The 25,329-nt window shown below is 35.0% G+C and carries 23 protein-coding genes; 4 read left to right on the top strand and 19 right to left on the bottom strand.

The window, feature by feature from the left end:
- Nucleotides 1-16: 16 nt before the first annotated feature.
- The 5 genes from menA to gyrA form a co-directional block, all read right to left on the bottom strand.
- Complete coding sequence (menA, locus tag WH267_RS10840) at nt 17-946, bottom strand: 1,4-dihydroxy-2-naphthoate octaprenyltransferase (protein WP_115973766.1); 930 nt, start codon at nt 944-946, stop codon at nt 17-19.
- On the bottom strand, nt 943-2,301 hold the full coding sequence (locus WH267_RS10835) for a WG repeat-containing protein (protein WP_115973765.1): 1,359 nt from the start codon (nt 2,299-2,301) through the stop codon (nt 943-945). The genes menA and WH267_RS10835 overlap by 4 nt, the downstream gene beginning before the upstream one ends.
- Before the next feature lie 26 nt (nt 2,302-2,327).
- On the bottom strand, nt 2,328-3,164 hold the full coding sequence (locus tag WH267_RS10830) for a 1,4-dihydroxy-2-naphthoyl-CoA synthase (RefSeq protein ID WP_123319010.1): 837 nt from the start codon (nt 3,162-3,164) through the stop codon (nt 2,328-2,330).
- 184 nt (nt 3,165-3,348) lie between these two features.
- Complete coding sequence (locus WH267_RS10825; protein ID WP_340008121.1) at nt 3,349-4,374, bottom strand: tetratricopeptide repeat protein; 1,026 nt, start codon at nt 4,372-4,374, stop codon at nt 3,349-3,351.
- Between the two features lie 27 nt (nt 4,375-4,401).
- The gene (gene gyrA / locus WH267_RS10820) at nt 4,402-6,999 is read right to left on the bottom strand and encodes a DNA gyrase subunit A (RefSeq protein ID WP_340008119.1); all 2,598 of its coding nucleotides are present in this window, start codon (nt 6,997-6,999) and stop codon (nt 4,402-4,404) included.
- 147 nt (nt 7,000-7,146) lie between these two features.
- On the opposite strand from gyrA, the gene WH267_RS10815 reads away from it, so the two are divergent.
- Complete coding sequence (locus tag WH267_RS10815; protein ID WP_115973761.1) at nt 7,147-7,461, top strand: DUF4286 family protein; 315 nt, start codon at nt 7,147-7,149, stop codon at nt 7,459-7,461.
- A 45-nt stretch (nt 7,462-7,506) separates the two neighbouring features.
- Here the strand turns inward: WH267_RS10815 and WH267_RS10810 are convergent, their stop codons facing one another.
- From WH267_RS10810 to WH267_RS10795, 4 genes are all read right to left on the bottom strand, one after another.
- Complete coding sequence (locus tag WH267_RS10810; protein ID WP_340008117.1) at nt 7,507-7,728, bottom strand: hypothetical protein; 222 nt, start codon at nt 7,726-7,728, stop codon at nt 7,507-7,509.
- A gap of 85 nt (nt 7,729-7,813) precedes the next feature.
- Entirely contained in the window at nt 7,814-7,999 is a 186-nt protein-coding gene (locus tag WH267_RS10805) for a quinol oxidase subunit 4 (RefSeq protein WP_445223271.1), read from the bottom strand.
- Between the two features lie 119 nt (nt 8,000-8,118).
- Nucleotides 8,119-8,610, bottom strand: a complete 492-nt coding sequence (locus tag WH267_RS10800; RefSeq protein ID WP_115973758.1) for a GNAT family N-acetyltransferase — start codon at nt 8,608-8,610, stop codon at nt 8,119-8,121.
- A 5-nt stretch (nt 8,611-8,615) separates the two neighbouring features.
- The gene (locus tag WH267_RS10795; RefSeq protein ID WP_123319007.1) at nt 8,616-9,128 is read right to left on the bottom strand and encodes a DUF421 domain-containing protein; all 513 of its coding nucleotides are present in this window, start codon (nt 9,126-9,128) and stop codon (nt 8,616-8,618) included.
- A 166-nt stretch (nt 9,129-9,294) separates the two neighbouring features.
- Here WH267_RS10795 and WH267_RS10790 point away from each other — a divergent pair, with 166 nt between their 5' ends.
- Nucleotides 9,295-9,837 (top strand): hypothetical protein, encoded by a 543-nt coding sequence (locus tag WH267_RS10790; RefSeq protein WP_340008113.1) that lies wholly within the window; start codon nt 9,295-9,297, stop codon nt 9,835-9,837.
- Between the two features lie 30 nt (nt 9,838-9,867).
- Here WH267_RS10790 and WH267_RS25145 read toward each other — a convergent pair whose 3' ends face one another.
- The 9 genes from WH267_RS25145 to WH267_RS10750 form a co-directional block, all read right to left on the bottom strand.
- Nucleotides 9,868-10,002 (bottom strand): bacteriocin-like protein, encoded by a 135-nt coding sequence (locus WH267_RS25145; RefSeq protein WP_082811220.1) that lies wholly within the window; start codon nt 10,000-10,002, stop codon nt 9,868-9,870.
- A gap of 119 nt (nt 10,003-10,121) precedes the next feature.
- On the bottom strand, nt 10,122-10,526 hold the full coding sequence (locus tag WH267_RS10785) for a hypothetical protein (protein ID WP_340008111.1): 405 nt from the start codon (nt 10,524-10,526) through the stop codon (nt 10,122-10,124).
- 327 nt (nt 10,527-10,853) lie between these two features.
- On the bottom strand, nt 10,854-11,678 hold the full coding sequence (locus tag WH267_RS10780; RefSeq protein WP_340008110.1) for a hypothetical protein: 825 nt from the start codon (nt 11,676-11,678) through the stop codon (nt 10,854-10,856).
- Between the two features lie 88 nt (nt 11,679-11,766).
- A complete protein-coding gene (uvrA, locus tag WH267_RS10775; RefSeq protein ID WP_340008108.1) occupies nt 11,767-14,595 on the bottom strand; it encodes an excinuclease ABC subunit UvrA in 2,829 nt (942 codons plus the stop codon).
- 322 nt (nt 14,596-14,917) lie between these two features.
- Entirely contained in the window at nt 14,918-15,808 is an 891-nt protein-coding gene (bla, locus tag WH267_RS10770) for a class A beta-lactamase, subclass A2 (protein WP_340008106.1), read from the bottom strand.
- Between the two features lie 111 nt (nt 15,809-15,919).
- Entirely contained in the window at nt 15,920-16,849 is a 930-nt protein-coding gene (locus WH267_RS10765) for a DUF3829 domain-containing protein (protein WP_340008104.1), read from the bottom strand.
- A 23-nt stretch (nt 16,850-16,872) separates the two neighbouring features.
- Nucleotides 16,873-18,756 carry a type VI secretion system baseplate subunit TssF gene (locus WH267_RS10760; RefSeq protein ID WP_115973749.1) on the bottom strand — a complete coding sequence of 628 codons (1,884 nt, stop codon included), beginning with the start codon at nt 18,754-18,756 and terminating at the stop codon, nt 16,873-16,875.
- Nucleotides 18,757-18,780: 24 nt separating this feature from the next.
- Nucleotides 18,781-19,221 (bottom strand): GPW/gp25 family protein, encoded by a 441-nt coding sequence (locus WH267_RS10755; protein ID WP_115973748.1) that lies wholly within the window; start codon nt 19,219-19,221, stop codon nt 18,781-18,783.
- Nucleotides 19,222-19,392: 171 nt separating this feature from the next.
- Nucleotides 19,393-20,805: an APC family permease gene (locus WH267_RS10750; protein WP_340008100.1), complete on the bottom strand. Its 1,413-nt coding sequence runs from the start codon at nt 20,803-20,805 to the stop codon at nt 19,393-19,395.
- A gap of 142 nt (nt 20,806-20,947) precedes the next feature.
- Between WH267_RS10750 and WH267_RS10745 the strand changes: the two genes are divergently transcribed.
- Nucleotides 20,948-21,463 (top strand): DUF4920 domain-containing protein, encoded by a 516-nt coding sequence (locus WH267_RS10745; protein ID WP_340008098.1) that lies wholly within the window; start codon nt 20,948-20,950, stop codon nt 21,461-21,463.
- A gap of 193 nt (nt 21,464-21,656) precedes the next feature.
- On the opposite strand, the gene WH267_RS10740 is transcribed toward WH267_RS10745, so the two are convergent.
- Nucleotides 21,657-22,766 carry a M14 family zinc carboxypeptidase gene (locus tag WH267_RS10740; RefSeq protein ID WP_340008096.1) on the bottom strand — a complete coding sequence of 370 codons (1,110 nt, stop codon included), beginning with the start codon at nt 22,764-22,766 and terminating at the stop codon, nt 21,657-21,659.
- Nucleotides 22,767-23,737: 971 nt separating this feature from the next.
- Between WH267_RS10740 and WH267_RS10735 the strand changes: the two genes are divergently transcribed.
- Nucleotides 23,738-24,274: a helix-turn-helix domain-containing protein gene (locus WH267_RS10735; protein WP_340008094.1), complete on the top strand. Its 537-nt coding sequence runs from the start codon at nt 23,738-23,740 to the stop codon at nt 24,272-24,274.
- Nucleotides 24,275-25,329: the final 1,055 nt, after the last annotated feature.

Below are 25,329 nucleotides of genomic sequence, written 5' to 3'. Positions count from 1 at the left end.
TATACTATTTTTAGATTTAGTTAAATAAATTAAGTCCGGCTGCCGTAAGAATAGCCATTATAAACGTCATAATTCCTACCTGCTTTAAATACTGATCTAATTCTTTCGGCTCTTTTACTGACATGATGCTTCTTCTCAGTTTCGTCAAAGGAAACATTAGGATCATCACAATAAAAGCATAATAGTTTTGTTGCTCAAAGAATCCATTAATCCCCAGGAAAGCCAAGATCAATATCAATGGAAGATTTAACAGGATCATTTCATAGATCATTGCATTTTTGAATCCGATTCTCAATGCAAAACTGTTTTTTCCTGATAGCTTATCACTTTCGATATCTCTCATATTATTCAGGTTCAAAACAGCCATACTCATCATTCCTATTGCAGTTCCCGGCAACAGCATATCCCAGCTGAATGTTTTGGTAAACAGGAAATAACTTCCGCATACAGAAACCAATCCGAAGAAAATAAATACAAAGATATCTCCCAATCCCATATACCCATAAGGCTTCTTCCCTACTGTATATCCGATGGCTGCCAAAATACAGGCCACACCCAATCCGATGAAAATATAAAATTCATTCATATAATCCGGAATGAAAGCTACGTATAACAAAGCAATGGTAGCAACAAATGACAATGCTGAGAAAAGAATCACTGCATTTTTCATCTGCTTAGCTGTAATTTTCCCTGATGCTACTGCTCTTGCTTCCGCTTCATTGATTCTTTTTGCATCAGTTCCTTTTACCCCATCGCCATAATCATTAGCATAATTTGATAAAATCTGATATAAAAGGGTTACCAAAAGGGCTAAAGCAAAAATCTTCCAGTCCCATGTTCCTCCTTCTCTGTACAGCCTCCATTTTGCGATGAAAGCTCCCATAATAATCCCGCTTAATGATAGCGGTAAAGTTCTTAGCCTTGCGGCTTTTATCCAATCTGTCATTCTATTTTATATACTGAATTTATAAAATTATTTGAATCATATTCTATTTCTGTAGGTTCGAGATTCATACCCAATAAACTGTAAGTAAACCACTTGCCACCATAAACAATCAATTCATCAACAGTATCCCCATCCCATTCATCGGTACATCTTGAACAACGTAACAGTCTTCCACCTTCATTTAAAAGAAAAACATTTTCGCTTATTTCCTCAATCCAGTCGTATACGCATGGAATGAGAATTTCTTCATTTTCATTGATGATTCCCCATTTACCATTGGGATGAAAACTGTAAACCAATATATCTGATCGGATTTCATCCAGTTTAGCCTGAACAATTTCAATTTCAGGATCTTCTTTTTCATATCCTGTAAAATGATACCAGCTTCCCTGAAAAAACTTATATTTTTGACTCATTGAACATTTTTCAACAAAATCATAAACCTGCTTCAAGAGCTGCTCTCCATCAAAATTGATAAGACTAAAGCCTACTTCATCTGTTGACTTATTATAAACTCTGAGACAATTCTCTCCAATTTCATCAATATGATTGAAACCGGGATAGGTTCTTTTCTTATCACCTTTGGTATCGAAACAGATTATTTCATTTTCATCTATAGCAAAAATGGTTTCTTCAGCAGGGCAAACTACTACATCAAGATAAGCTTTATCTAAAATAAAATTTCCATGATTATCCACTGTCTGTGTTTTTACAGCTTCACCAGAGCCTTTAATATACACAACAAACAAATCATATCGATATACCTCACCTACATTGAAACCATCCAGCTTTATTTCTTTTACTTCATTATCAATAACGGCAACATGAGGAAATAAATTAAGATAACGTTCTTTTTCCTGCCTGATAAATCTTCCTTTCGCATCAAAATAATATACCTGGCCTAATAAGGATTCCGAGTTTACAGGATCTTGAAAAGAGTTTCTACAAACAAAAACATTAAATAGGCTGTAAAACTGTATCGAATCAAAATAAGGCATTATGAGTATATTATTATTCTCTTCGGAACAAATCCCATAACAGGTTTTATATTTCCAAGGATAAATCGCCTTCGTATCCGTCAGATAAATACTCCTAAATCTTGAATCATAACCTTCAGAAGACATTTTACCTACTTCAAACTCCTGATCATTTATATTGAAACGATACCATTCGTGTTCGGGTTTTAATGGATTCAGTGGAAAAAAATCTTTCGAAGAGAAATCTTTATCAAGATTATCATAGAAATAGCGATCTGACAAATACTGTTCAAAGTCGACAGAGAGAAGAAATTCACTTTCCCTCCTTCTTTCTTTACTTGCTCTATTTTTTTCAAGATCTTCCCTACTGATTCCCATAGCCTACAAAAATAGTTTCCCGGAATTTATGAGATCCATTGATCGTCTCCGAAATTCGGTTTTCTTTTTTCAAGGAATGCATTTCTTCCCTCTTTAGCTTCTTCTGTCATATACGCTAAACGGGTTGCTTCTCCTGCAAATACCTGCTGGCCAACCATTCCGTCGTCTGTAAGGTTCATTGCAAACTTCAGCATTCTGATAGACATTGGGGATTTTCCTAAAATTTCCTGAGCCCACTCGTAAGCAGTATCTTCTAGTTCTGCATGTGGAACTACTTTGTTTACCATTCCCATTTCAAAAGCTTCCTGAGCAGAATAGTTTCTTCCTAAAAAGAAGATTTCACGGGCTTTTTTCTGTCCTACCATTTTTGCAAGGTAAGCAGATCCGTAACCACCGTCAAAGCTTGTCACATCAGCATCAGTTTGTTTGAAAATTGCATGCTCTTCACTTGCTAAAGTAAGATCACATACAACATGAAGTGAGTGTCCACCACCTACAGCCCATCCCGGAACTACCGCAATTACCACTTTAGGCATAAAACGGATCAGACGCTGAACTTCCAGAATATTTAAACGGTGTCTTCCGTCTTCTCCTACATACCCCTGATCACCTCTTGCTCTTTGATCTCCTCCACTGCAGAAAGCCCAGCCTCCGTCTTTAGGACTTGGTCCTTCTCCTGAAAGTAAAACAACGCCTATTGAAGGGTCTTCAGAGGCATCATAAAAAGCATCATATAATTCTGAAGTTGTCTTTGGCCTGAAAGCATTACGCACTTCCGGTCTGTTGAAAGCAATTCTTGCTACACCATTACATTTTTTATAGGTAATATCATCGTATTCCTTAACGGTTTTCCACTCGATCATCTTGTTAAAATTTTTCTCAAAGATACGGAATTACAGAGAATTTCCGGGGATGAAATTTACTGATCCTCTTCAGAAAGAAGAGAAATTTTGAATGATATATTTCAAGCAATAAATCCTGTTTTTTGCTAAAAACAAAAGCCGGAACATGTATGTTCCGGCTTTTTATTGTTGAGTTATCAAATGATTACTTTGCTGCTGCGCTTAGCTCAGCTTCTTTAGCTTTCATTTCTTTCACTTTATCCATGTTTTTAGTTACTACATAAATTTCTTTTAATGTACTAACGGCATCGATACTCTTAGGATCTGCTTTATACCAGCTTTCTGCAAAAGGTAAAGCTTGAGTAAATCTAGCTTTTCTCTCATCGATTAACTTAGTTGCTGCATCCGGCTTGTCTTTTCTCAATGCATTGATCTCAGTTACAATTTTAGAATCATCACCAATTGTTGTATAAACAAGGTTTTGATAAGCGTTAGCAAAATCTGGCTTAAGCTCAATTGCTTTTTTGAATGACTCTAATGCATCATTTACAGTAGCCGGAGTTTTTGCCTGCATTACTCCAAGGTTATACCAGTTTGTTGCATCATTAGGATTCTTAGCTAATTGCTCTTTCAGACCAGCAACAAATTTCTCTGTATTTCCTGACGCAAGATAAGCATTGGTCTGATTTTCTTTAAGCTTAGCATTATTAGGATATTTAGCTAATCCTTTCTCGATAACTACAAGAGCTTCATTTGGTTTTTTAGCGTTAAGATATAATGAAGTTAAAGTTTCATATAAATCTTCTTCTACCCCTTTTGACTGTTCAGTTTTGAAATCTGAGTAATCAGAACTTTTTTTCATAAGTTCCCAAGTAGCTTTATCAAGGTTTACTACCTGCCCACTTTTCTTTTCTTTTGCAGTATAAGTAGTTTCTACTCCTGTAAATCCGGAATTTACCAGATCAGAATATATTTTGATTGCTGCATCACTGTTATTAGCTAACGCCTGGCTAAGTCCGGCATAATACATATATAATTTATTATCCTGACCATTAGCCTTCAATAGGTCATAAACTTCTACAAACTTAGGTGCCGCAGCTGCATAGTTTTTTGCATTATATGCATCCATAGCTGCTTTATTAGCTTCCTGAAGCTGAGCGTTCACATCTTTCTTCTGTCCGAAAACCAAAGCAGATGCCACGATAGCCATACCTAAAATTAGTTTCTTCATAATAACTATTTTATATTAATTGTACATTTATTCTTCAGAGTCTGAATTCTCATTGTCAGCCTGAGGTGCTGTATTATCGTCTTCCAGGTTATCAAATAGTGTTCCGGTTCCTTCCTGAACTTCTTCCTCAGCTCCTTCAGTTTCGTTAAATTCTTCAGAATCCTCCTCTACATCCTTATCCATTTCTACTTTTGCAATTGCTGCAATTTCGTCATTTTTCTTAAGGTTGATCAGTTTTACTCCCTGGGTGTTTCTACCCATTACTCTCATTTCATCCATTCCCATTCTGATGGCAACCCCGGATTTATTGATAATCATCAATCCATCTTCGTCTGTTACGTTTTGAATAGCAATAAGATTTCCTGTTTTTTCGGTAATGTTTAGAGTGATAACACCTTTTCCTCCTCTGTTTGTAATTCTGTAGTCTTCTACTGCAGTTCTCTTACCGTATCCTTTTTCAGATACTACAAGTACTGTTTCGTTCTCTACGTCATTTACAACAATCATACCAATAGCTTCATCATTGTCTTCCATGGCAATACCACGAACCCCGATTGATCCTCTACCTACTTCTCTTACTTTTTCTTCAGGGAAACGGATACATTTACCATTTTTAGTTGCAATCATGATCTGAGAAGTCCCGTTTGTAAGGTAAGCCCCTAATAATTGGTCATTATCTCTAATCTCAATAGCATTTACCCCATTTACCCTTGGTCTTGAATAAGCTTCCAATGATGTTTTCTTGATCGTACCATTCTTAGTTACCATCACAACGCTCATTTGATTTACATATTCGGAATCCTTAAGGTTATTGGTTCTGATATACGCTTTGATCTTATCATCCGGCTCAATGTTGATAAGGTTTTGTACTGCTCTTCCTTTAGCTGTTCTTGAGCCTTCCGGAATTTCAAATACTCTTAACCAGTAACATCTTCCTTTTTCTGTAAAGAATAACATGTATTGGTGATTCGTTGCAGAAACGATGTACTCAAGGAAGTCAGAATCCCTTGTTGTTGCTGCTTTGTTTCCTACACCACCTCTACTCTGAATTTTGTATTCTGAAAGTGAAGTTCTCTTCACATATCCTGCATGAGAAATTGTAAGAACTACGGATTCATTTGGAATAATATCTTCAATAGACATTTCTCCTCCTGAGTAATCAATTTCAGTTCTTCTTTCGTCACCGTATTTTTCTTTAACTTCAATCAGCTCATCTTTAATAATCTGGAATCTTCTAGTCTCATTAGCTAAGATATCTTCCAAATCAGCGATCTCTCTCATAATAGCATCATACTCGTCACGGATCTTATCAAGCTCCATTCCTGTAAGACGTGCCAGTCTAAGATCAAGAATCGCCTGAGCCTGGATCTCTGAAAGCTCAAACGCTTCGATCAATCCTTCTTTTGCAGCCTGAGGGTTTGCACTGTGACGGATAATCGAAATTGCTCTATCAAGAGAATCCTGAGTACCAATTACCTTCATGAATCCTTCAAGGATGTGGGCTCTTTCCTTCGCTTTTTTAAGCTCATACTGAGTTCTTCTTACGATTACCTCATGTCTGTGCTCTACAAAGTGATGAATGATGTCTTTCAGATTCAACTGCTCCGGTCTTCCGTGTACCAACGCAATATTATTAACGCTGAAAGAAGTCTGAAGTGCTGTATATTTGTATAAAAGATTCAGAACTACATTTGGAATTGCATCGTTTTTCAATTCATAAACAACACGAAGTCCTTTTCTGTCTGATTCATCTCTGATCTCGTGGATACCGGGAATCTTCTCATCTTTAACAAGTTCTGCAGTTCTGGCGATCATTTCCGCCTTGTTAACCTGATAAGGAACTTCTGTTACAATAATTGCATTTCTGTTTCCAATTTCTTCAAAGTTAACCTTTGCTCTTAGCACCACTCTTCCTCTTCCTGTATGGAAAGCATCCCTTACTCCGTCATATCCATAGATAATACCTCCTGTAGGGAAATCCGGTGCAATAATATGCTGCATCAACTCATCGATGGTTACATCTTTATTATCAATATAAGCACAGATTGCATCTACAGATTCCGACAGGTTGTGTGGCGCCATATTGGTTGCCATCCCTACTGCAATACCTGAAGCTCCGTTTACCAAAAGATTCGGGATCTTAGTAGGCATTACAGTTGGCTCCTGTAAACTGTCATCAAAGTTATTTTGGAAATCAACAGTTTCTTTGTCAAGGTCAGAAAGAACCTCATCAGAGATTTTTTTCAGTCTTGCTTCGGTGTAACGCATTGCTGCTGGCGGGTCACCATCCATAGAACCGAAGTTACCCTGTCCGTCTACCTGAGGATAACGTAAACTCCATTCCTGAGCCATTCTCACCATCGCGTCATATACAGAGGAGTCTCCGTGCGGGTGATATTTACCCAACACGTCCCCAACAATTCTCGCAGATTTTAAATATTTTCTATTCGAAAAAACCCCTAGTCCATACATACCATAAAGTACTCTTCTATGAACGGGTTTCAAGCCGTCTCTTACATCCGGTAACGCTCTTGAAACGATAACCGACATCGAATAATCGATATAAGACGACTTCATTTCATCAACAATGTTGATAGGAATCAGTCTTTCTCCTTCTTTTTGCATAAACAAATTTATTATAATGATTGCCAGACCTTTAGCTGTAAGTCTGAAAATTATTTATTTCCAATTTTTATTAACGGGCTAATTTACGAAAAAAATGCCGATTTTTGTCCTAGAATTTGTCCTAAAAATCTTAAAAATTCTTAAAATATGAGCGTATTAAGTATAACTTTCCACTGCACGAAAAATAATCTGGAAGAATGGGAAAATTATATTGATGAAACCCTGGTTTTAATGACCGAAAATCTGATGGATGTTGACAAGTATATCCTATCTGAAGTTCATAGTGATTATATTGATGAAGGAAAAAATTATAACCTTCTGTTGATCTTTGATAATGATGACCTGAGAACTGATTTTCTTGAAAGTGAACTGAAAAATATAGCGGAAAGGATTGAAAATAAATTCGGACAGGAAGTATTGATATTCGATACACTTCTGAACCCGAAAAAATCGAGGCTGTAATCATACAAAGCAAAAAGCACTGAAGGTTTCAGTGCTTTTTTATTTTTATCTGTGATGCCCGTGCCCGTGGCCTCTTCCTCTGTGATGATGGCCGCGATCTTCATAGATATATACCTTTTTAACATGTCCGGGTGCGTAATACCTTGCACTTCCACCATATACTCTTTTTGCATGACCAGGTGGCATTCCTCTTCTCTCATGAACCACACAAGATGATATCATCAGTGCTATCACACCTGCTGCTGCAATTTTTAACATACTTTTCATTATTTCACTTTTTCAAACTTAATAGCGAAATATATCAAGGTTAATGCAAAAAAAAACTTATTTAATTTTTATTGTACCCTATTTTTTAGTACCCATTTCTCTTTTTTACCTGTCCCGGAGCATAATCTTTAGCACTTCCACCATATATTTTTTTAGCCTGTCCCGGAGGAAGTTTCTTTTCCTGATAGCCCCCACTATTATCATACGCTACACAGGATGTAAACATAGACATCAGTAACAAAACACCTATGATTTTAAATATATTTTTCATTATTTCTACTTTTTCCAACTTAATGAACAATCCATAACAAGGTTCAGGCCAAATGGTTTGAAGTTCTGTATTGAAGGTTGATCATTGAGAACAAATTACTTTCTCAACTTTACTACTTCTTATATTGTTTCGCTTCTTTTCTCCATCATAACAAGGTCTTTCCATTCACCGTTGAGTTTTCCTATTTTTTTGCGGACGCCTACCATTCTGAAACCGTTTTTCTGGTGAGATTTGATTGCCATTTCATTTTCGGAGAAGATATTGGTCTGTAAAGTCCAGAATCCGTGATCTTCACTGTCCAGAATTATCTTTTTAAGCAATACTGAACCCAATCCCTTTCCCTGATATTCATTATCGAAATAGATGCTTACTTCTGCCACTCCTTTGAAAGCTTCTCTCTTGCTTACCGGTTTAAGAGCACACCATCCTACAACTTCATTATTTTCGTTTTCCAATACCCAACGGCAATCATTGAAGTATTCCATACTCCAGGCTTCAGCTGTGGGGACTTCTGTTTCCAAAGTGGCAATACCACCTTCTACTCCCTGTCTGAAGATTTCCAATACTCTTGCTTCATCATTGGGAAGCATTTCTCGTAATTCGTAATTCATGATGATTAATGATATTTTCTTTTATATTTTCTCTTAATTCTGGAATAATGGGTCTGCTTACTTTTTTCATCTTCAGAAACCACACTTATATTTCCATCCACTTCCAAAACAGACAGCTTCACATTCTTTATTTTTTCTATACCGTGTTCTCTTATTGCTTCTTCCAGTTCGTCCTGGGTTATCTTTACCCGATTCAGAGCCGACTGGTCCGCAATACCATCTCTTATTAAAATCACAGGTTCATCTTCCATAAACGCTTCAAAGGAACGATTGGAAAACATCAGTCTTTTTAAAATAAAATTAGCTACAAATAAAACTAAAGCCGCAATAATACCTCCCTGCAACGAAGTATCCTGCCCCACCATTGCATTCTGAACTGCATTGGAAATCAGCAGCAGCAAAACAATATCTCCTGCATTAAGCTGAGAAAGCTGATTTTTACCAAATAACCGGATTGCTATCACCATAAAAAGGTAAACACAAAGGGAACGGACAACAACATTAAGTATAGGATCCATTATTTTTTTATCTATTCAAATGTATTGATTTTTTGGTATCGCATTCAGGTATTTATGACTTATCATAAAAATTGATCACCGAAGACCGCTGAAGCTGCTCTTTTTCTTTCCAGAGCATACTCCTTTGGTATAGCTTTTGGAGTCAGACACCCATCAACATCCCCTTATGATACGACCATTTTTTTTATATTTTGTTCTTATTCTATGTTTTACTGCCTGTGGTAAAACCGAATCCCAGTCAGCTGAAAAGAAACTGATCACTGAAAAAACAAATCAGCTTTACAGTCAATATGGAATATCTAATGAATCTATTTACAAACACCCTCTACCTGATAACTTGTTTTCTCCTGAGCTGAAAAAGGCATTGGAAACAGCAATACATGCTTCAAAAGCCGATATTGAAAAAGTGAAAAACAGTGACCACCCTGATGAGAAACCTCTAATATTTGAAGGGGCTATTTTTTCCAGTCTGTATGAAGGATATACAGGATATACCATTAAAGATATTACTATTCATGGGAAAAAAGCGAAAGCAGTGATTCAGTTTGAATACAACATGGCTTCTCCAAAGATATTCTGGACAGATACAATACAGCTCATTGATTCTGATAAAGAATGGAAAATTGACAATATTATCTTTGATTCTATAAAAAACTCCAAAGATCTTAAAACAAGTCTGACGGATTTTATCCAATATACAAAACAATAAAAAAGCCGCTTCAAAAAGCGGCTTGATCTTTTATGGACACTGAACAATTGGAATTTCGCTGCAAAATACTTTATTTGCCCATTCGCAATACGTGCAATATTGTTTTGGCTGTCCTCCGTACACTGACTTTAAATCTCCTTTAGTCAGTTTTTTTAAATTTTTCATATAGCTTTATTTTTATGGTATTGTAAATGTAAAACGAATATTGCTGCAAATTATTACAATTTAAGGCTTTCAATTTTCATTATTTACACTTTTTTAACTAAAAATTCTGCTTACAAATATTACCTGTTATGAATTTCAACAGTAACAGGCATCACATAGGTATAAGCCACCATATTGTCCGTCAATTTATTACGGTCTACTCTATAATCCAGATCGCTTAGAACCGTTTCAATTTCTTTACTTACCGTCTTACAATCACCTTTAGAATGGACATTCACAATTTTTCCGTTTCTGGCAATATCAAATTTTACAACTGAATTTACAGTTCCCTGTTTGTATTCAGGATTATCCAAATCAAAATTTGACATTAATTTATTTCTTATATCATTAAAAGTTTCGCTTTTATTCAGCTGAATGGCCTGAATTGTATTTTTATCTGTAGTTTGGGCTTTTGTTTGATTCATTACAGCTGCTAATCCGGTAACAAAAAGGGAAGCGATCAATATTTGAATTTTATTTTTCATAACTATCTGGTTTTAAATATTATAATAAATTTATTTGTATCTCTTACTCAAAGTTATTAAAAATAATTCATATTAAATTTACTTTCAGTTAACATTCAGTTAATATTGAAATATAACTAACTGATTAACAATGTTTTAAATTTTAAAAATAAATGAAAATTTAACATTGGACACTAAATTCCATGCTGAAATCTTTAAAAATTAAGCCTAATCATTCTCATTTTAATAGCGGATAGGGTGTATTATTAACAAAAAACCGCCTACAATAAGCGGTTTAGATTTTTTAGAATGCATTGAATGAATTAATTTGCTTTTACTGGTATTATATTAAAGACATGGTAAACCAAGAAGGTCCATTTCAGAACTCCAAAGCAGATTTACTTTTCCTTTTGTTCCTATTTCGAAAACAGCTCTTTCCGGAAACTGACAATGAGAACCGGATTTTTTATCATACCATTTAAAATCGTCATAATAGGTAAAATACAGATTTTTATAGTTTCCGTAAGTGGTTGGATTATAATTTCCAAAGCCATAATTATTTTCTGTACTTTCTTTAGCCGCTGATTTTTTGATAGATTGATTGATCTCTGAGTAGCTATTGCCATATTTCAACGGAATTTCTTTTTCTGAAGCAATAAGCGGATTCCCGATCAGATTTTTATCAACATTCAGAATGTAAGCAATATAATCATTTCCACATTCTGTAGACTGGAAGACAACCCGTTTTATCGTACACTTCTGGAAAGACCTGGTCCCGTACACAAAATAAGAATCCTTCATTTCTTTTTTAAAGGTATCCTCAAATCTTTTATTATAGTATAATGGACCTACAGATATTGTATCATAATATTTATAATCTTTCATGTCCTTTCCATATATCCACGGAATGGAGTCTTTGGCGAGAAAATTTTCATATTTCCTTGATAATGGAACATCAGGATCACCAAACTGCACGGGGATGCAGATTGCGATATCCTTGCTGGTAAGCTGATATACTCCGAAGAGTGAATTTTTATCCAATTGATATTGCTCTTCATCTGTTTTAATACTGTCCTTCTTTTGAACTGCAGCTTCGGTGGGTACAGGTACAGTTTTCTCTTTTTTACAGGATAAAAGAAATGGAAAGATGGAAAGGATGATATATTTTTTCATGATTAGGTTTAGGATTTGATTTGGGATAAAAATAAAAAAAGAATCTGCTTTCGCAAATTCTTTTGTATACTTAAATTAATGTGTTCTATTATAATTCCCTCTTCAAAAACTTCCCGGTCAAACTTTTTTTAGACTTTACAATCTCTTCCGGAGTTCCCTGTGCCACGATCTGACCACCATATTTTCCTCCTTCCGGACCTACATCAATGATATGGTCTGCCAGTTTAATCACATCCATATTGTGTTCAATAATGATGAATGAGTTTCCAAGTTCTACCAATTGATTGATCGCATCCATTAAGATTTTCACATCCTCAAAATGCAGTCCTGTTGTAGGTTCATCAAGGATATAAAGGGTATTTCCGGTTTGCCTTTTTGCCAGTTCGGTTGCCAGTTTAATACGCTGGGCCTCCCCTCCTGAAAGTGTTGTAGATTGTTGTCCAAGGGTAATATATCCCAATCCTACATCCTGCAGAGTTTTCACTTTAGCAAAAATCTTTGGAATCGGCTGGAAGAATTCTACTGCTTCATCAATGGTCATATCCAGCACATCGGAAATAGATTTTCCTTTGTAACGAACTTCAAGAGTTTCCCTGTTGAAACGTTTTCCGTTGCAGGTTTCACAATGAACGTATACATCCGGAAGGAAGTTCATTTCGATCACCTTTAATCCTCCACCCTGACAGGTTTCGCATCTTCCACCTTTTACGTTGAAAGAAAATCTTCCCGGTTTGTACCCACGGATCTTACTTTCAGGAAGCTCTGCAAAAAGATTTCTGATGTCTGTAAACATTCCGGTATACGTTGCTGGATTTGAACGTGGTGTTCTTCCGATCGGAGTCTGGTCTACGTCTACAATTTTATCGATATTGTCAAGACCTTCAATTTTTTTGTATGGCAAAGGTTCCTGAACTGCTCTATAGAAATGTTTGTTCAGAATTGGATATAATGTTCCATTGATCAGGGAAGATTTTCCACTTCCAGAAATTCCGGTTACCACCACCAGTTTTCCAAGGGGAACATCCAGGGTTACATTTTTAAGGTTGTTTCCCGTAGCTCCTTTCAGTACAATATTTTTTCCGCTTCCTGCTCTTCTTTCTGCAGGAATTTCAATTTTTCTTTTCCCGTTGATATACTGAGCAGTAATGGTATCTGCTTTCAGAAGATCTTTTGGTTTCCCTTGCCAAAGTATTTCTCCACCGAATTTCCCGGCTCTCGGACCAATATCCAGTACCTCATCGGCTTCCAGAATCATGTCCTTATCATGTTCTACTACTAAAACTGAGTTTCCGATGTCTCTAAGGTTCTTCAAGGAATGAATCAGTCTTTCGTTATCTCTTTGGTGAAGTCCGATACTTGGCTCATCCAGGATATACAGAACATTCACAAGCTGTGACCCAATCTGCGTTGCCAGACGGATCCTTTGTGATTCTCCTCCTGAAAGGGTTTTTGAGCTTCTGCTTAAGCTCAGATAATCTAAACCTACATCCAGCAGGAACTGAAGTCTGGTTTCAATTTCTTTTAAGATCTCATGAGCAATAATTTTATTTTTCTCAGAGAATTTATCTTTAACATCTGCCAACCATTCTTTTAAATCAGCTAAACTTAACCCATTTACCTCAGCAATATTTTTTCCGTCAATTTTAAAACTTAAGCTTGAAGGCTGAAGACGGGTACCACCACATTCCGGGCATATTTCTTCCGTTGTAAAGTGTCTTTCCAGTAAAATAGCTTCATAAGATTCTCTTTCATCGATAATTTCTTCCATGAAAGCGATCAAACCATCAAAGCTGATCTTGATCTTTTTGGTAATTCCTGCATATTTCAGGTCTTTGTTGAATTCTTTGTGACATCCGTTATAGATATAGTCTAAAGCTTCTTCAGGAATATCCTTTAGCGGTGTTGTCATTCCCAATCCAAAGATCTCCAGAACGTTTTTGATCTGCGCCAGAATCCATTTATTAGATTTAATATCTTCCAGCGGCAGTAAACCTCCCTGATTGATCGACAGTTTTGGATTATCAATAAAATAGTCTGTATTGATCTTTTTAATTGTTCCTAATCCTTTACAGTTTGGACAGCTTCCTTTCGGAGAGTTGAATGAAAATGTATTAGGTTCCGGTAATGCTAAGGAATGCCCTGTGTCAGCATCCATCAGGTTTTTGGAGAAATATTCTATATCTGTGCTTCCCAGTTTCTGAATTCCGATGATTCCCTCACCCATTTCCATTGCAGTACGCAGGGATTTTTCCATTCTGCCTTCGGAAGCACTTTCTCCGATGATCCAACGGTCGATCACGATATCAATATCGTGGGTTTTATAACGGTCAAGTTTCAGATCATATTCAATATCCTGTAATTCACCATCAATTCTTGCCTGTCCGTAGCCTTTTTTAGCCATCTGTACAAAAAGTTCATGGTAATGTCCTTTTCTGGAACGTACAACAGGAGCCATCAGCATGATCTTTTCCCCTTTATAGTTTTCTTTAATGGTATCCAGGATCTGATCTTCAGTATAGCTTACCAGTTTCTGCCCTGTAGACAATGAGTAAGCATCCGAAACCCTCGCATACAGAAGACGAAGAAAATCATACAGTTCTGTAACCGTTCCTACGGTAGAACGCGGGTTTTTATTGGTTGTTTTCTGCTCAATGGCAATAACGGGTGAAAGTCCTTCAATTTTATCTACATCAGGACGCTCCAATCCACCCAGAAACTGACGTGCATAGGCAGAAAATGTTTCTATATAACGACGCTGTCCTTCTGCAAAAATAGTATCAAAAGCCAGTGAAGATTTTCCACTCCCCGAAAGCCCGGTAATCACTACCAGTTCATTGCGCGGGATCTTAACATTAATATTCTTCAGATTGTGTTCACGTGCTCCGTAAATTTCTATATATTCTGTTGATTTGCTCATAATTTGGAGTGAGTTTGCCTGAAAATCACAACGTGCAAAAATACGGAATTTTTATGGAATTTATTTTATTCTGAAAGGGTTAAAATTTTTATAATATTACTTTATTTTATTTGATACTATAATAATATTTATATAAATGCTGTTGATAGGTTTTGGCTAAAGCCAATGATTGATTATTATTGAAAAAAGGACTAAATCCAGTTTCTATTGAACTTATTTGCCCATAGATGATTGTGGAGATTATTATTCTTATGCTGATTGATAGGTTAAGCAGCAGGTATCAGAGGATTAAAATTATGGATTCATCACTCATAGTTTTGGGTTATGGCTTGTTTATGTAATATTCCCAGACTGCACTTCCTATATCTGCAATAATTTTTTCTGTGTCTTTCATTTCTTCATTGATGTTTTTCAGATATACAGATAAAATGAAATGTTTCCCATTAGGCAGTTTTGCAATTCCTACATCGTTCATGGCAGCTCTTATATTATCATCATTTCTTCCTGAAATTCCTGTACGGTGAGCCAATTCTGTTCCTGTTGGTAAGCCGGCCTTCATCCAGGTTAGTCCTCTTGAAGTTTCTACCATAATCTGATATAGATATTTTGTAGTTTCCTTTTTCAGAACTTTCCCTTTGTAGAATTTTTCTAACAGGTCTGTTGTAGCTAAAGGAGTTGATGTATTAATGAAATAGGATTCAAAGGTATTCATTTGCTGTTCGTTCAATTTTACAGTGAAATCTTTAATACCTTGCTGATTGATGAATTTCTGAACAACAGGAGCTCCACCGATAATTTTTAGCAGAATATCACAACCATTATTATCGCTATGGGAAACGGTATATCTTAATAACTGATCTAATGTAAGATATATATCCCCTTCCTTATATTCTTCCCTGATCGGGCTCCAGGTCTCAGGTAATAAATCTTCTTTTTTAATAAAAAATTTCTGATCCAGTTTCAATTTCCCTTTATCTACCTGGTTTAAAACTGCTAATGCAATATGGAATTTAAAAACACTCAGCATTGGCATTTCTTTATTTCCGTTAATACTTAAGGTATCATGATCTTCAATTCCTTTTACAGAAATTCCAACTGTTGCATTTTTTGTTGATATGATCGTTTTGATTTTATTTCGCAGATCTTGTATTGTCTGGCTTTTTAACTGAAAGCTAAAAATACAAAGAGATATAAAAAGGAATATTTTTTTCATTTAAACCGTTTAGTTTTTAATAGATTTTTATAAATAGAGTATAAAAAATGCCGTATTTTCTACGGCACATATTTTAAAATTGATTGTTGGTTATACAACAAATCAAAAAAGTTACTTTACAAAGATATTATATGCTCCCAATACACTTTCATACGATGAATCGATCTGCTGAATATCATTGTCCTGAATTTTGCTTTTCTCTTTAGCGTCCCGGATCAGTTTTCTGTACAAATCTAAAAAGTTAGAAGCATTTTTGTTGAAGCTTTCAAACTGAGGTTTTTTGTAGGAATACTGCTGATCTTTAACATCAAAATTTAGCTTAGAATTGGCTTCTACTGCTTTGGCAAATTCATCATACTTTTTCTGAGCTTCTGCCTCATTGAACTGCCCTGAATATTGTTTCTCAAGAAGGTCTATTACAGAATCCATTGAATTCATTACACTTTTGGAGGAAATAATATATTCTTTCATCGGATGATCCTTTAAAATAACCTCTTCCGCAGCATCTGTAGCAGGTTTGATCTTAAGCATAATATTCTCTCCTGCAGTATAGAAATCATTCACGTCACCCTCAATTTCTTTTCTGATGGCCTCTGCTTTTGCTCCTTTATCATCTTTATAATCTTCTGAAGTCATATAAGACTTAAGTTCTTCAACTTTTTTATCTATATTTTCCTTTTTACTCTTATAAATACTGAAGTCTTTTTCAATAGCCGTCTTCTCTTTATCAAACCCTGATGGAATTTCTTTAATCTTTGAAAAGGAATAATCCATTGAGGTTAATGTGATAGGCATTATCAATACATTTTCACCTTTTGATTTGGCTACTGCTGCATCTGCATATTTTAAGATTCTTTCAATATGTTTGGATGTACTTTTATAGGAGTCTATAAAGTTGTTATTAAAATCAATAACAGCATTTGCATCTGCCTCACCTCCCATGTTTAAAACTGCACTCCCCAGTTTTCCGGCACCTTTTTTACAGCTTACCACTGTCGCAGTCAAAGACAGGGCCATTGCAAGTACAATAATCTTCTTCATATTTTTTGTTTTAATTTTTCAACTTACATATCCTGGAATTCAACATCCTCATTGGTTACTTTTACCAGATATTCAATACCGTCTATTGCTTTTGCAATAATCTGATTTCTGGTAATGTTTGCCATATTTTCCCAGTATGCTCTTCCGTAGAAAGAATAATTCTGTGGAACAATCTCTACCTCAACGGTCCTTACAAAACCTTCTTTAGGTTTATTACTGATCATTGTTCCTCTTCTTACTCTTACTTCCCTCAACTCATCTTTCAGGATCATCCGGCAATAGTTTTTTACATCTTCAAGGGAAATAATTTTATCTCTTGTTGTCAATGCATATTTATAAGCCTGAATACTGTCAGTCCCTTTTTGTTCTTCAGCTCCACCCAATGTTTCTGTAAGCAATACAACAGTTTGCGATTTCAGCTGATTGGAAAGTTCTGTTCCGGGGCGCATATGATTGGCCAGTGTACAATGTGTGATCCAGAAAGAGGCGTAGGTATGGTCTGTTTTTTCTACAGGTTCCATAATGACGTAATTCAGTTCCTGTCTGATATTCCTCTTCGCATTATTTACTTTCTGTACCATAGACTTCATCTTGTCTGACATTTCGCTGAGAACACCTTTTACATTGTCTCTGTTTAAAAGGGAAAATGCAGCAATCTCATCTCTTGTAAGCTCCAGAACATTGGCAATCATATCCACAGCATTTCTGCTGGTGAAACGCTCCATTCCGCCTTTTCTTACGGTATATAATCCTTTTTTAAGATCATCAGCTGGTGTAAATGGTATTTCAGTATATTTTCTTCCATCTCCGTCCTGAACCTCATCCACATATAAGAAATGCTCACCTTCATCTGTCACCAAAGGAATATTGTTCCCCATGATATCAAGGCTGTACTCAGTTTTTTTCCATCCTCTGTTATAGATTGGAAAGGCATTCAGTACAAATGAGAAGTTATCGAGAATCTCTGCTGAAAACTGTGGCGGGAATTCAAAAGTAAGCCATAAATAGCGTTTGTTGTCCAGATATTTTACAATCTCTTCTTTTCCTGCAAGGAAATCCAGGTTCTGAGGAAGTTGTCCTGGCTCTGAAAACAAACTGTTTGATAGTCCTGTGATTTCAATAAATTTATGACGGTAGATACTTTTAATATCTTCAATCACTTTACTTCGGATAGACTGTTCTTTAAACATCTGCTCATAGCCATCCGGGGCACTTTCTGTAAGATAACTTAAACCTTCTCTTACAAACAAAGGATTACCGTTACTTGATACGGTAATATAAGGTAACAGTTTATACACAAAATCCAGATGTTCGAATGCGGGATTGGAGCAGAATATGCTCATGTATTTAGGAAAATATTCACTTACATATTTGCTTACATCAACCCCTACGGTAATTTTTCTGTAATCTTCCGGTCTGCCGTTAAATCTTGCAATAGGAATTTTATTGAATCTGTCATCAATACTGTAGCAGGTGTTTCCTACAAACATAATTGAAGTGTGAACTTTATTAATTCTCACATTCCCTACCGGAGTAAAAGGAATATTCAGTTGTTTATCCGATTCCGATTTTACTGTGGAAGTCATTTGTTTACGGAAGAAAAACTCCGTGTGCTCCAATAAAACTTCGGTAGAATCATAAGGCTGTGTAAATGCAACAGCATGAGCCGGAATAGGATGAGTATAAATGGATGGAGTTAACAGCTTTGCCAGTTTTTCAAGAATTCGGGCATTAACTGTCTGTATTTCATTATTCGCTTTGAAAACTTCTGTACTGAATGCATCAATTAATAGTTTTACAAATGGATCTAAAGACTGTGGGCTTTTTAATCCCCATACTTTAGTTGCATTCTGCAGCATTCTTGCTTTTACAGATTCTTTGGAATAAATATTCTGATCTAGGTTCATAATTTTTTTTCGCTGTTAAAAATATTAATCAATAGACATCGGGCTCAGGAACAGTTCTGTTGAAAAACTGAAACGATCTCCTGTTTCCTCCATCTTGGCATTGATGGCAATTCTTACTTTCTTTTTGATTTCGGTGTGTTCTTTGGTATCGTAACTGTGTTCTACAAATTGGATATTGGCATCGATCTGCGGCTGTACAATTCTTGGTTCATATTCCTGAATCTGCTTTCTCAGACTTTTAACAAAAACATTTTCCCAGATGGCACTTGTTACTCCATTGTCGAATTCCAGGTTCCAAACATCGTTTCCATAGTTTTCATCATATCTGTTCTCTCCTTTTTTGGTAGTGATCAGCAGCATAATATTGTGGGCAATACTTTCCCCCATATCGCAGGTATCGATACTTCCTCCTTCGGTCATTAAAGTGGATGGCACAAAGGGCATTCTGTAATTTGGTGTATCCATAGCTTTTTGTTTTTTACTTCATGGTTCCGCTTCTTTAAAAACGAAATACCAAAATACACATTTTCACTTAATAATTGTTATAATAAATTAAAATATTATTCAAAAACCAGGGCCTTCAAACTGAATTGAAAGCCCTGAAACCATTATCTATATTGAATTTATTCTCTTAATTTACTGATCGCCTCTTCTCCGGTTGATGAAATAGTATACCGGAAGCCCTAATAATACCAGTACAAATCCAGGCCATGTATATTGCTGCTTATATATTAATAATAGGATACAGAAAACAGTTCCAATGATAAGGTAGATGATAGGTGTCACAGGGTATAACCATGTTTTATAAGGTCTTTCCAAGGCCGGTTGTTTAATTCTTAAATAAATTACTCCGTAAACAGTAATCATATAGAAAAGAACGATCACAAACGAAATCATATCCAACAGGTTTCCATACTGTCCGCTCAGACATAGTAAAGAAGCCCAGACTCCCTGCATCCATAATGCATTTTCCGGTACTTCATTTTTATTGTTTTTTTCTGCAGACTTAAAAAACATTCCGTCTTTCGCCATGGTCTGAAAAACCCTTGCTCCTGCTAAGATCAGCCCATTATCGCAGCCAAAAGTGGATATCATTACCAATAAAGCAATAATAATAGTTCCGGCACTTCCAAAAATATTCTGAGAAGCAGCAACAGCAACTCTATCATTAGTTGCAAAGGCAATACCATCTCTATCAAGTGCATTTAAATACACAAAATTAACGGCTATATATAAAATCATCACAGCAGAAGTTCCGTAAATCATTGATTTTACAACATTTCTCTTTGGGTTCTCAATTTCCCCGGAAACAAACGTTACACTTTCCCATGCTACAGAACTGAAAACAGAACCTACCATCGCTGCGGCAATACCTCCCATTAAGGTCATTCCGCCAATAGGCTCCCAACCTTCTTTCAGAAAGTTTCCGCTCAGATCTTTTTTCAGATTATTAAAAGAATCCATTCCCAGACTGAAGTTTTCAGATAAATGAGAGAAATCAACCAGGATAAACCCTGCGGCAATCAATCCCAGTAAAGCTAAAATTTTAGATCCTGTAAATAAATTCTGCAAAAACTTTCCGCTTTCTACCCCTCTTGTATTAATATAAGTAAGAAGAAGAATGACTGCAATAGCTAAAATCTGTATCCATGTAATCTTGAATTCTCCACTTTGGATAATAGGTGCTGCATCATTAAGTGAGGGCACCAGATAGGCTGTAAACTTACCGAAAGCCATCGCTACGGCAGCAATTGTTCCCGTTTGTATCACAGTAAACAACCCCCAACCATATAGAAATCCCATTCTTTTACCGAAGATCTCTTTCAGATAAGTATATTGTCCGCCAGCCTTTGGAAACAGAGCAGAAAGTTCGCCATAGCTTATCGCTGCGGCTACAGTCATAATTCCGGTTATAATCCAGACAACAATCAGCCAGTAGCCGGAGCCCAGATTACGCATCATGTCAGCGCTTACAATAAAGATTCCACTTCCGATCATAGATCCCATTACAAGCATAATGGCATCCCATAGTTTCAGTTTTTTCTGCATAGTCAAGTATAGGCGTCAAATATAAACAAATCTACCTTTCATTTTTAATTTTATTAACATTTCATGCAAGCACCTATTTATTATTAAATTTTATCGATTTATGATTCAATATTAATTAGTATTTTTGAAAAAAATATTAAACATGAAATTTAAAGCTATTCTATTTGCGGTGGCTGTAAGCGCTTCTACACTTGCATTTGCTCAGGAGACCTCACAGAAGAAATTTTCGCCACCAGCAGGCAATGCCTTAGTGGGAGACACCTACGGAGCAGCAGTTGCTGCTAATACAGAATCCAAAGCTATTACAGTAAATAAACTGGGAAAGAAACTTAAAAAAGAAAATAAAAAGCTGGAAAATATAGCTATCAAAGGAAAAGTAACCGATGTATGTGAAAAAAAAGGCTGCTGGCTGACTATTCAGACAGATGATAACTCTCAGTTTTTTGTAAAAATGAAAGACTATGCCTTCTTTGTACCAACTGCTTTAAAAGGTAAAAATGTAGTTCTGGAAGGGAATGCTGAAAGAAAAGTAATTTCCATAGATGAACAAAAGCATTATGCTGAGGATGCTAAGAAAACTCAATCTGAAATTGATGCTATTACACAACCTAAAGAAGAAATAAGATTCCTGGCAAGCGGAATTAAGGTAGTAAACTAAGATTTTTACTAATTGAATAAAATATTAAAATCTCTTGCTGATTTTACAGATTACACAAATTTGAAAAATTAGGAAAAAGATAAACCTATAATGTATCATTTTGGAAGAATCTGATCTATAAATAGTATTAAGTTTTTATTCATAGAAATTAAATAAAAAGCAATTTCGGCAACCCTTTGGGTTGCCGAAATTTTTAATCTTCTATTTTAAAATCCACTACTGCATCCAGCTTGGGATATTTATTGGCAGAAATAAATTTCTTTCCCGTACAGTCTATTTCCAGCCAGCCTTTTCTTTTTTTAACATCACCAGCTTCCATCACAAATGGAACAAAAGAAATCTCGTTTTTCCCTTCCTCTTTCATTTCTCTATATTGAACTGCAATATCTAAAATGCATTCATGTTCCGTATTCAGTTTTACATTTCTGTAGATAATATCGTAATGGGTTTCCCTGTTCTCGGGGATATCAAGATAAGTTTCCCAACCTGTGATATCCGAGTTCAGTTCACTGATTGCTTTTAATGCATAATATAAAGCAATCGTATAAAATTTTCTGGTACCATTTCTGGTATAATCATCTACAAAATGACCACCTTCAAATAATATAGTAGGCATTCCCGCTTTTATAAAATTATCTCCGGTAGAAGTAGGATAGAATTCATCAGAATATCTCCCGATCTGATTAGGGATCATTTCTTTTAAATGATCATAAACACTTCCGATTACAGCCATACATTTTTTTCGGTTTTCTGTAACTGTACGTTCTATATTTTCAGAAGGTGCCAAAAAAGAAAGCGTAGCCGGATGAATACCGTCAGTAGTAAAAATGGTTCTCTGTTCATGAAGGTTTAAAGCATAATCATATTTCTTTGATGATGCTGCTTTTTTCAGAAACTTAATCTCCTTACTAGCCTCATTATGGAAATCGCGGTTAAGATCAATATCCACAGCATTCAATCTTGTCCATTTTTCAGACCCGTCAGGGTTCAACATAAAGATAAAGTCCAGTCTGATTTTACTGAATAAATCCTCCTTCATTTCCGGAGCCTTATCAAGGGTTGTTAAAAGATCAAGCATCGCGTGCGTTGCATTGGATTCATTTCCGTGCATTTGTGACCAAGCCAATATCTGAATGCTTCCGGTTCCGATGCTTAATTGATAAATAGGTTTCTCTAAATAGGATGTTCCGATCTCCTGAATATAATCGCTGAGATTTGTCTGTAGGTAAGAAAATAATTTTTCAGGAGAAATATAGCGATTTGAGAAATCGGGATTGGGAGAATAAATGTGTTCAAAGTTCATTGCTGGAAAAATAATTTACTGGAATCAAATTTAACCATTTTGAGGCAAAAAATAAACATTAACATTTGTAAACACCATGAAACCAATAAAAATTGAAGAAATTTTTGTAAACAGATTTTAATTTACAAAAGTTAAAAATAGAATTTTACCCGTTCCTTGCCTATTACCATCTGTAACATTGTTAAACAGTCTGTATGGACAAAATGTCTGTTGATAAAATTGTGGATTGCGAATAATTCAAACAATATTATATAAAATGCTTAAATTCAATAAGTTATGAAATCCATCTAAACAGTATTTATAAGAATACTTTAAGTGATAAAACCCTTGTTTTAGGCCAAATGGGTATGCTTTTTTTAAACACATAAAATATGGAAAACAATATTATTTATTCTTTTATACAAATGTAAAAAAGTAAAAAATTTTAAAATAGCATGAAAATTTAGCTTAAATTGATTTTCTTGAGAGTTTTAAACTTAACCAAAAATTAATTTACCCGGCATGAGAAATTTATCCCTCAATTATCTTAAAAAATGCCATTAAATTGGATTTTACATAAGTAATTTACGGATGTATATCTGTTGTAATCCTTTCTATATAGTATTATAACGATGATTTAGGTTATTTACTACTCTATTTTCAAATGTATATCGGATTATTTATGTAAATAGAAATATCGTAACATAAATCAAACAGAAAATGGACTATTATAGGTTGAAATTTACATTTATAATCACCTTTTCAAAGGTTGTTTAATGGAAATTAACTGCCAGGCATTATTTTAGGATAAATGAAATTTAATATATATAGTATTATAATACATTTGTAATTTACATATAAACATATAAAATACAGTTAATTATATGCTATTTACATTTGTATATTAAAAATATTTTAAACTATTTACATTTGTGTTTTGCTTTTGTAAATTTTATAGGTTACATTTGTAACATAATTAAAGGCTTATTTTTATGAGTTTAAACGAAAGAATTTCAAAAGTAATAGAGTACTCCCAATTTACCCCATCTGAGTTTGCAGATGAAATCGATGTACAGCGTTCCTCAATTTCGCATATTACGTCCGGAAGAAATAAACCGTCACTAGAGTTTATCATAAAAATAAAATCCCGTTTCCCCGAGCTTCTTTGGGACTGGCTGGTCACTGGTGAAGGTGAAATGCTGAAATCAGAAGTCCCGGAAATAAAAATTTCTGAAGAGCAGCCTGAAGAAGATCAGGTAAGAACAACACCTCTACCCGATCTTTTCACAATGATGAATGATGATGATGAATTCGGAATCGATGAAACCGAAACAGAACCTGCTCTGACAGCTTCTGGAGAATCGGTTATACCAACACCAGATAAAGCTGCTGAAAAAATATCGGATTCTCAGCGATTAGAAACTTCACCTGAAGAAATTTTAAGTCAAGTTATTGGTAATCAAACAAATAAAATAAAACGTATTGTTCTGTTCTATGAAAATGGAAAATTCGAGAGTTTTGAGCCTTAGATTTAGATAATATTACTACTACATAGCTGTATTTTTTAATAGCCACGAATGCACGAATGATTTTTATTCGTGCATTCGTGGCAAAAAATAATCGTGTAATTGAGTTAAAAATTATTGTTTTTTACTCCTTATAATATAATCTTTACAACACATTTTCCTCTTATTTTAGTTTCAAATTATACAGATTTTGACCTATAGTCTATCCTTAATCTATGGAAAAAGAAGAAATTTTTATCTGTAATAAGGGTAAATTTCAATAGCCACGAATGCACGAATGATTTTTATTCGTGCATTCGTGGCAAAAAATACTCGTGTAATTGACTTAAAATTATTGATTTTTCACTCCATGTAATATAATCTTTACAATACATTTTCCTCTTATTTTAGTTTCAAATTATACAGATTTATGACCTACAGTCTATCCTTAATCTATGGAAAAGAAGAAGTTTTTTATCTGTAGTTTTTATTGTAATAAGGGTAAATTTCGATAGCCACGAATGCACGAATGATTTTTATTCGTGCATTCGTGGCAAAAAAATAATCGTGTAATTGAGTTAAAAATTATTGTTTTTTACTGCTTACAATATAATCTTTACAACACATTTTCCTCTTATTTTAGTTTCAAATTATACAGATTATGACCTATAGTCTATACTTAATCTATGGAAAAAGAAGAAATTTTTATCTGTAATAAGGGTAGATTTCAATAGCCTCGGATGCACGAATGATTTTTATTCGTGCATTCGTGGCAAAAAATAATCGTGTAATTGAGTTAAAAATTATTGTTTTTTACTGCTTACAATATAATCTTTACAACACATTTTCCTCTTATTTTAGTTTCAAATTATACAGATTTATGGCCTATAGTCTATCCTTAATCTATGGAAAAAGAAGAAATTTTTATCTGTAATAAGGGTAGATTTCAATAGCCATGAATGCACGAATGATTTTTATTCGTGTATTCTAAGACATATGCAAATTATATCTTGTTAAATTTACAAAAGGTGCCTCTCTTTTTACCACAGCAAATATTCTATAAATCAGTTTGCAACATA

Source organism: Chryseobacterium sp. MYb328 (assembly GCF_037572595.1).
GTDB lineage: Bacteria > Bacteroidota > Bacteroidia > Flavobacteriales > Weeksellaceae > Chryseobacterium > Chryseobacterium pennae.
This window is presented reverse-complemented; position numbering and strand designations above follow the sequence as displayed.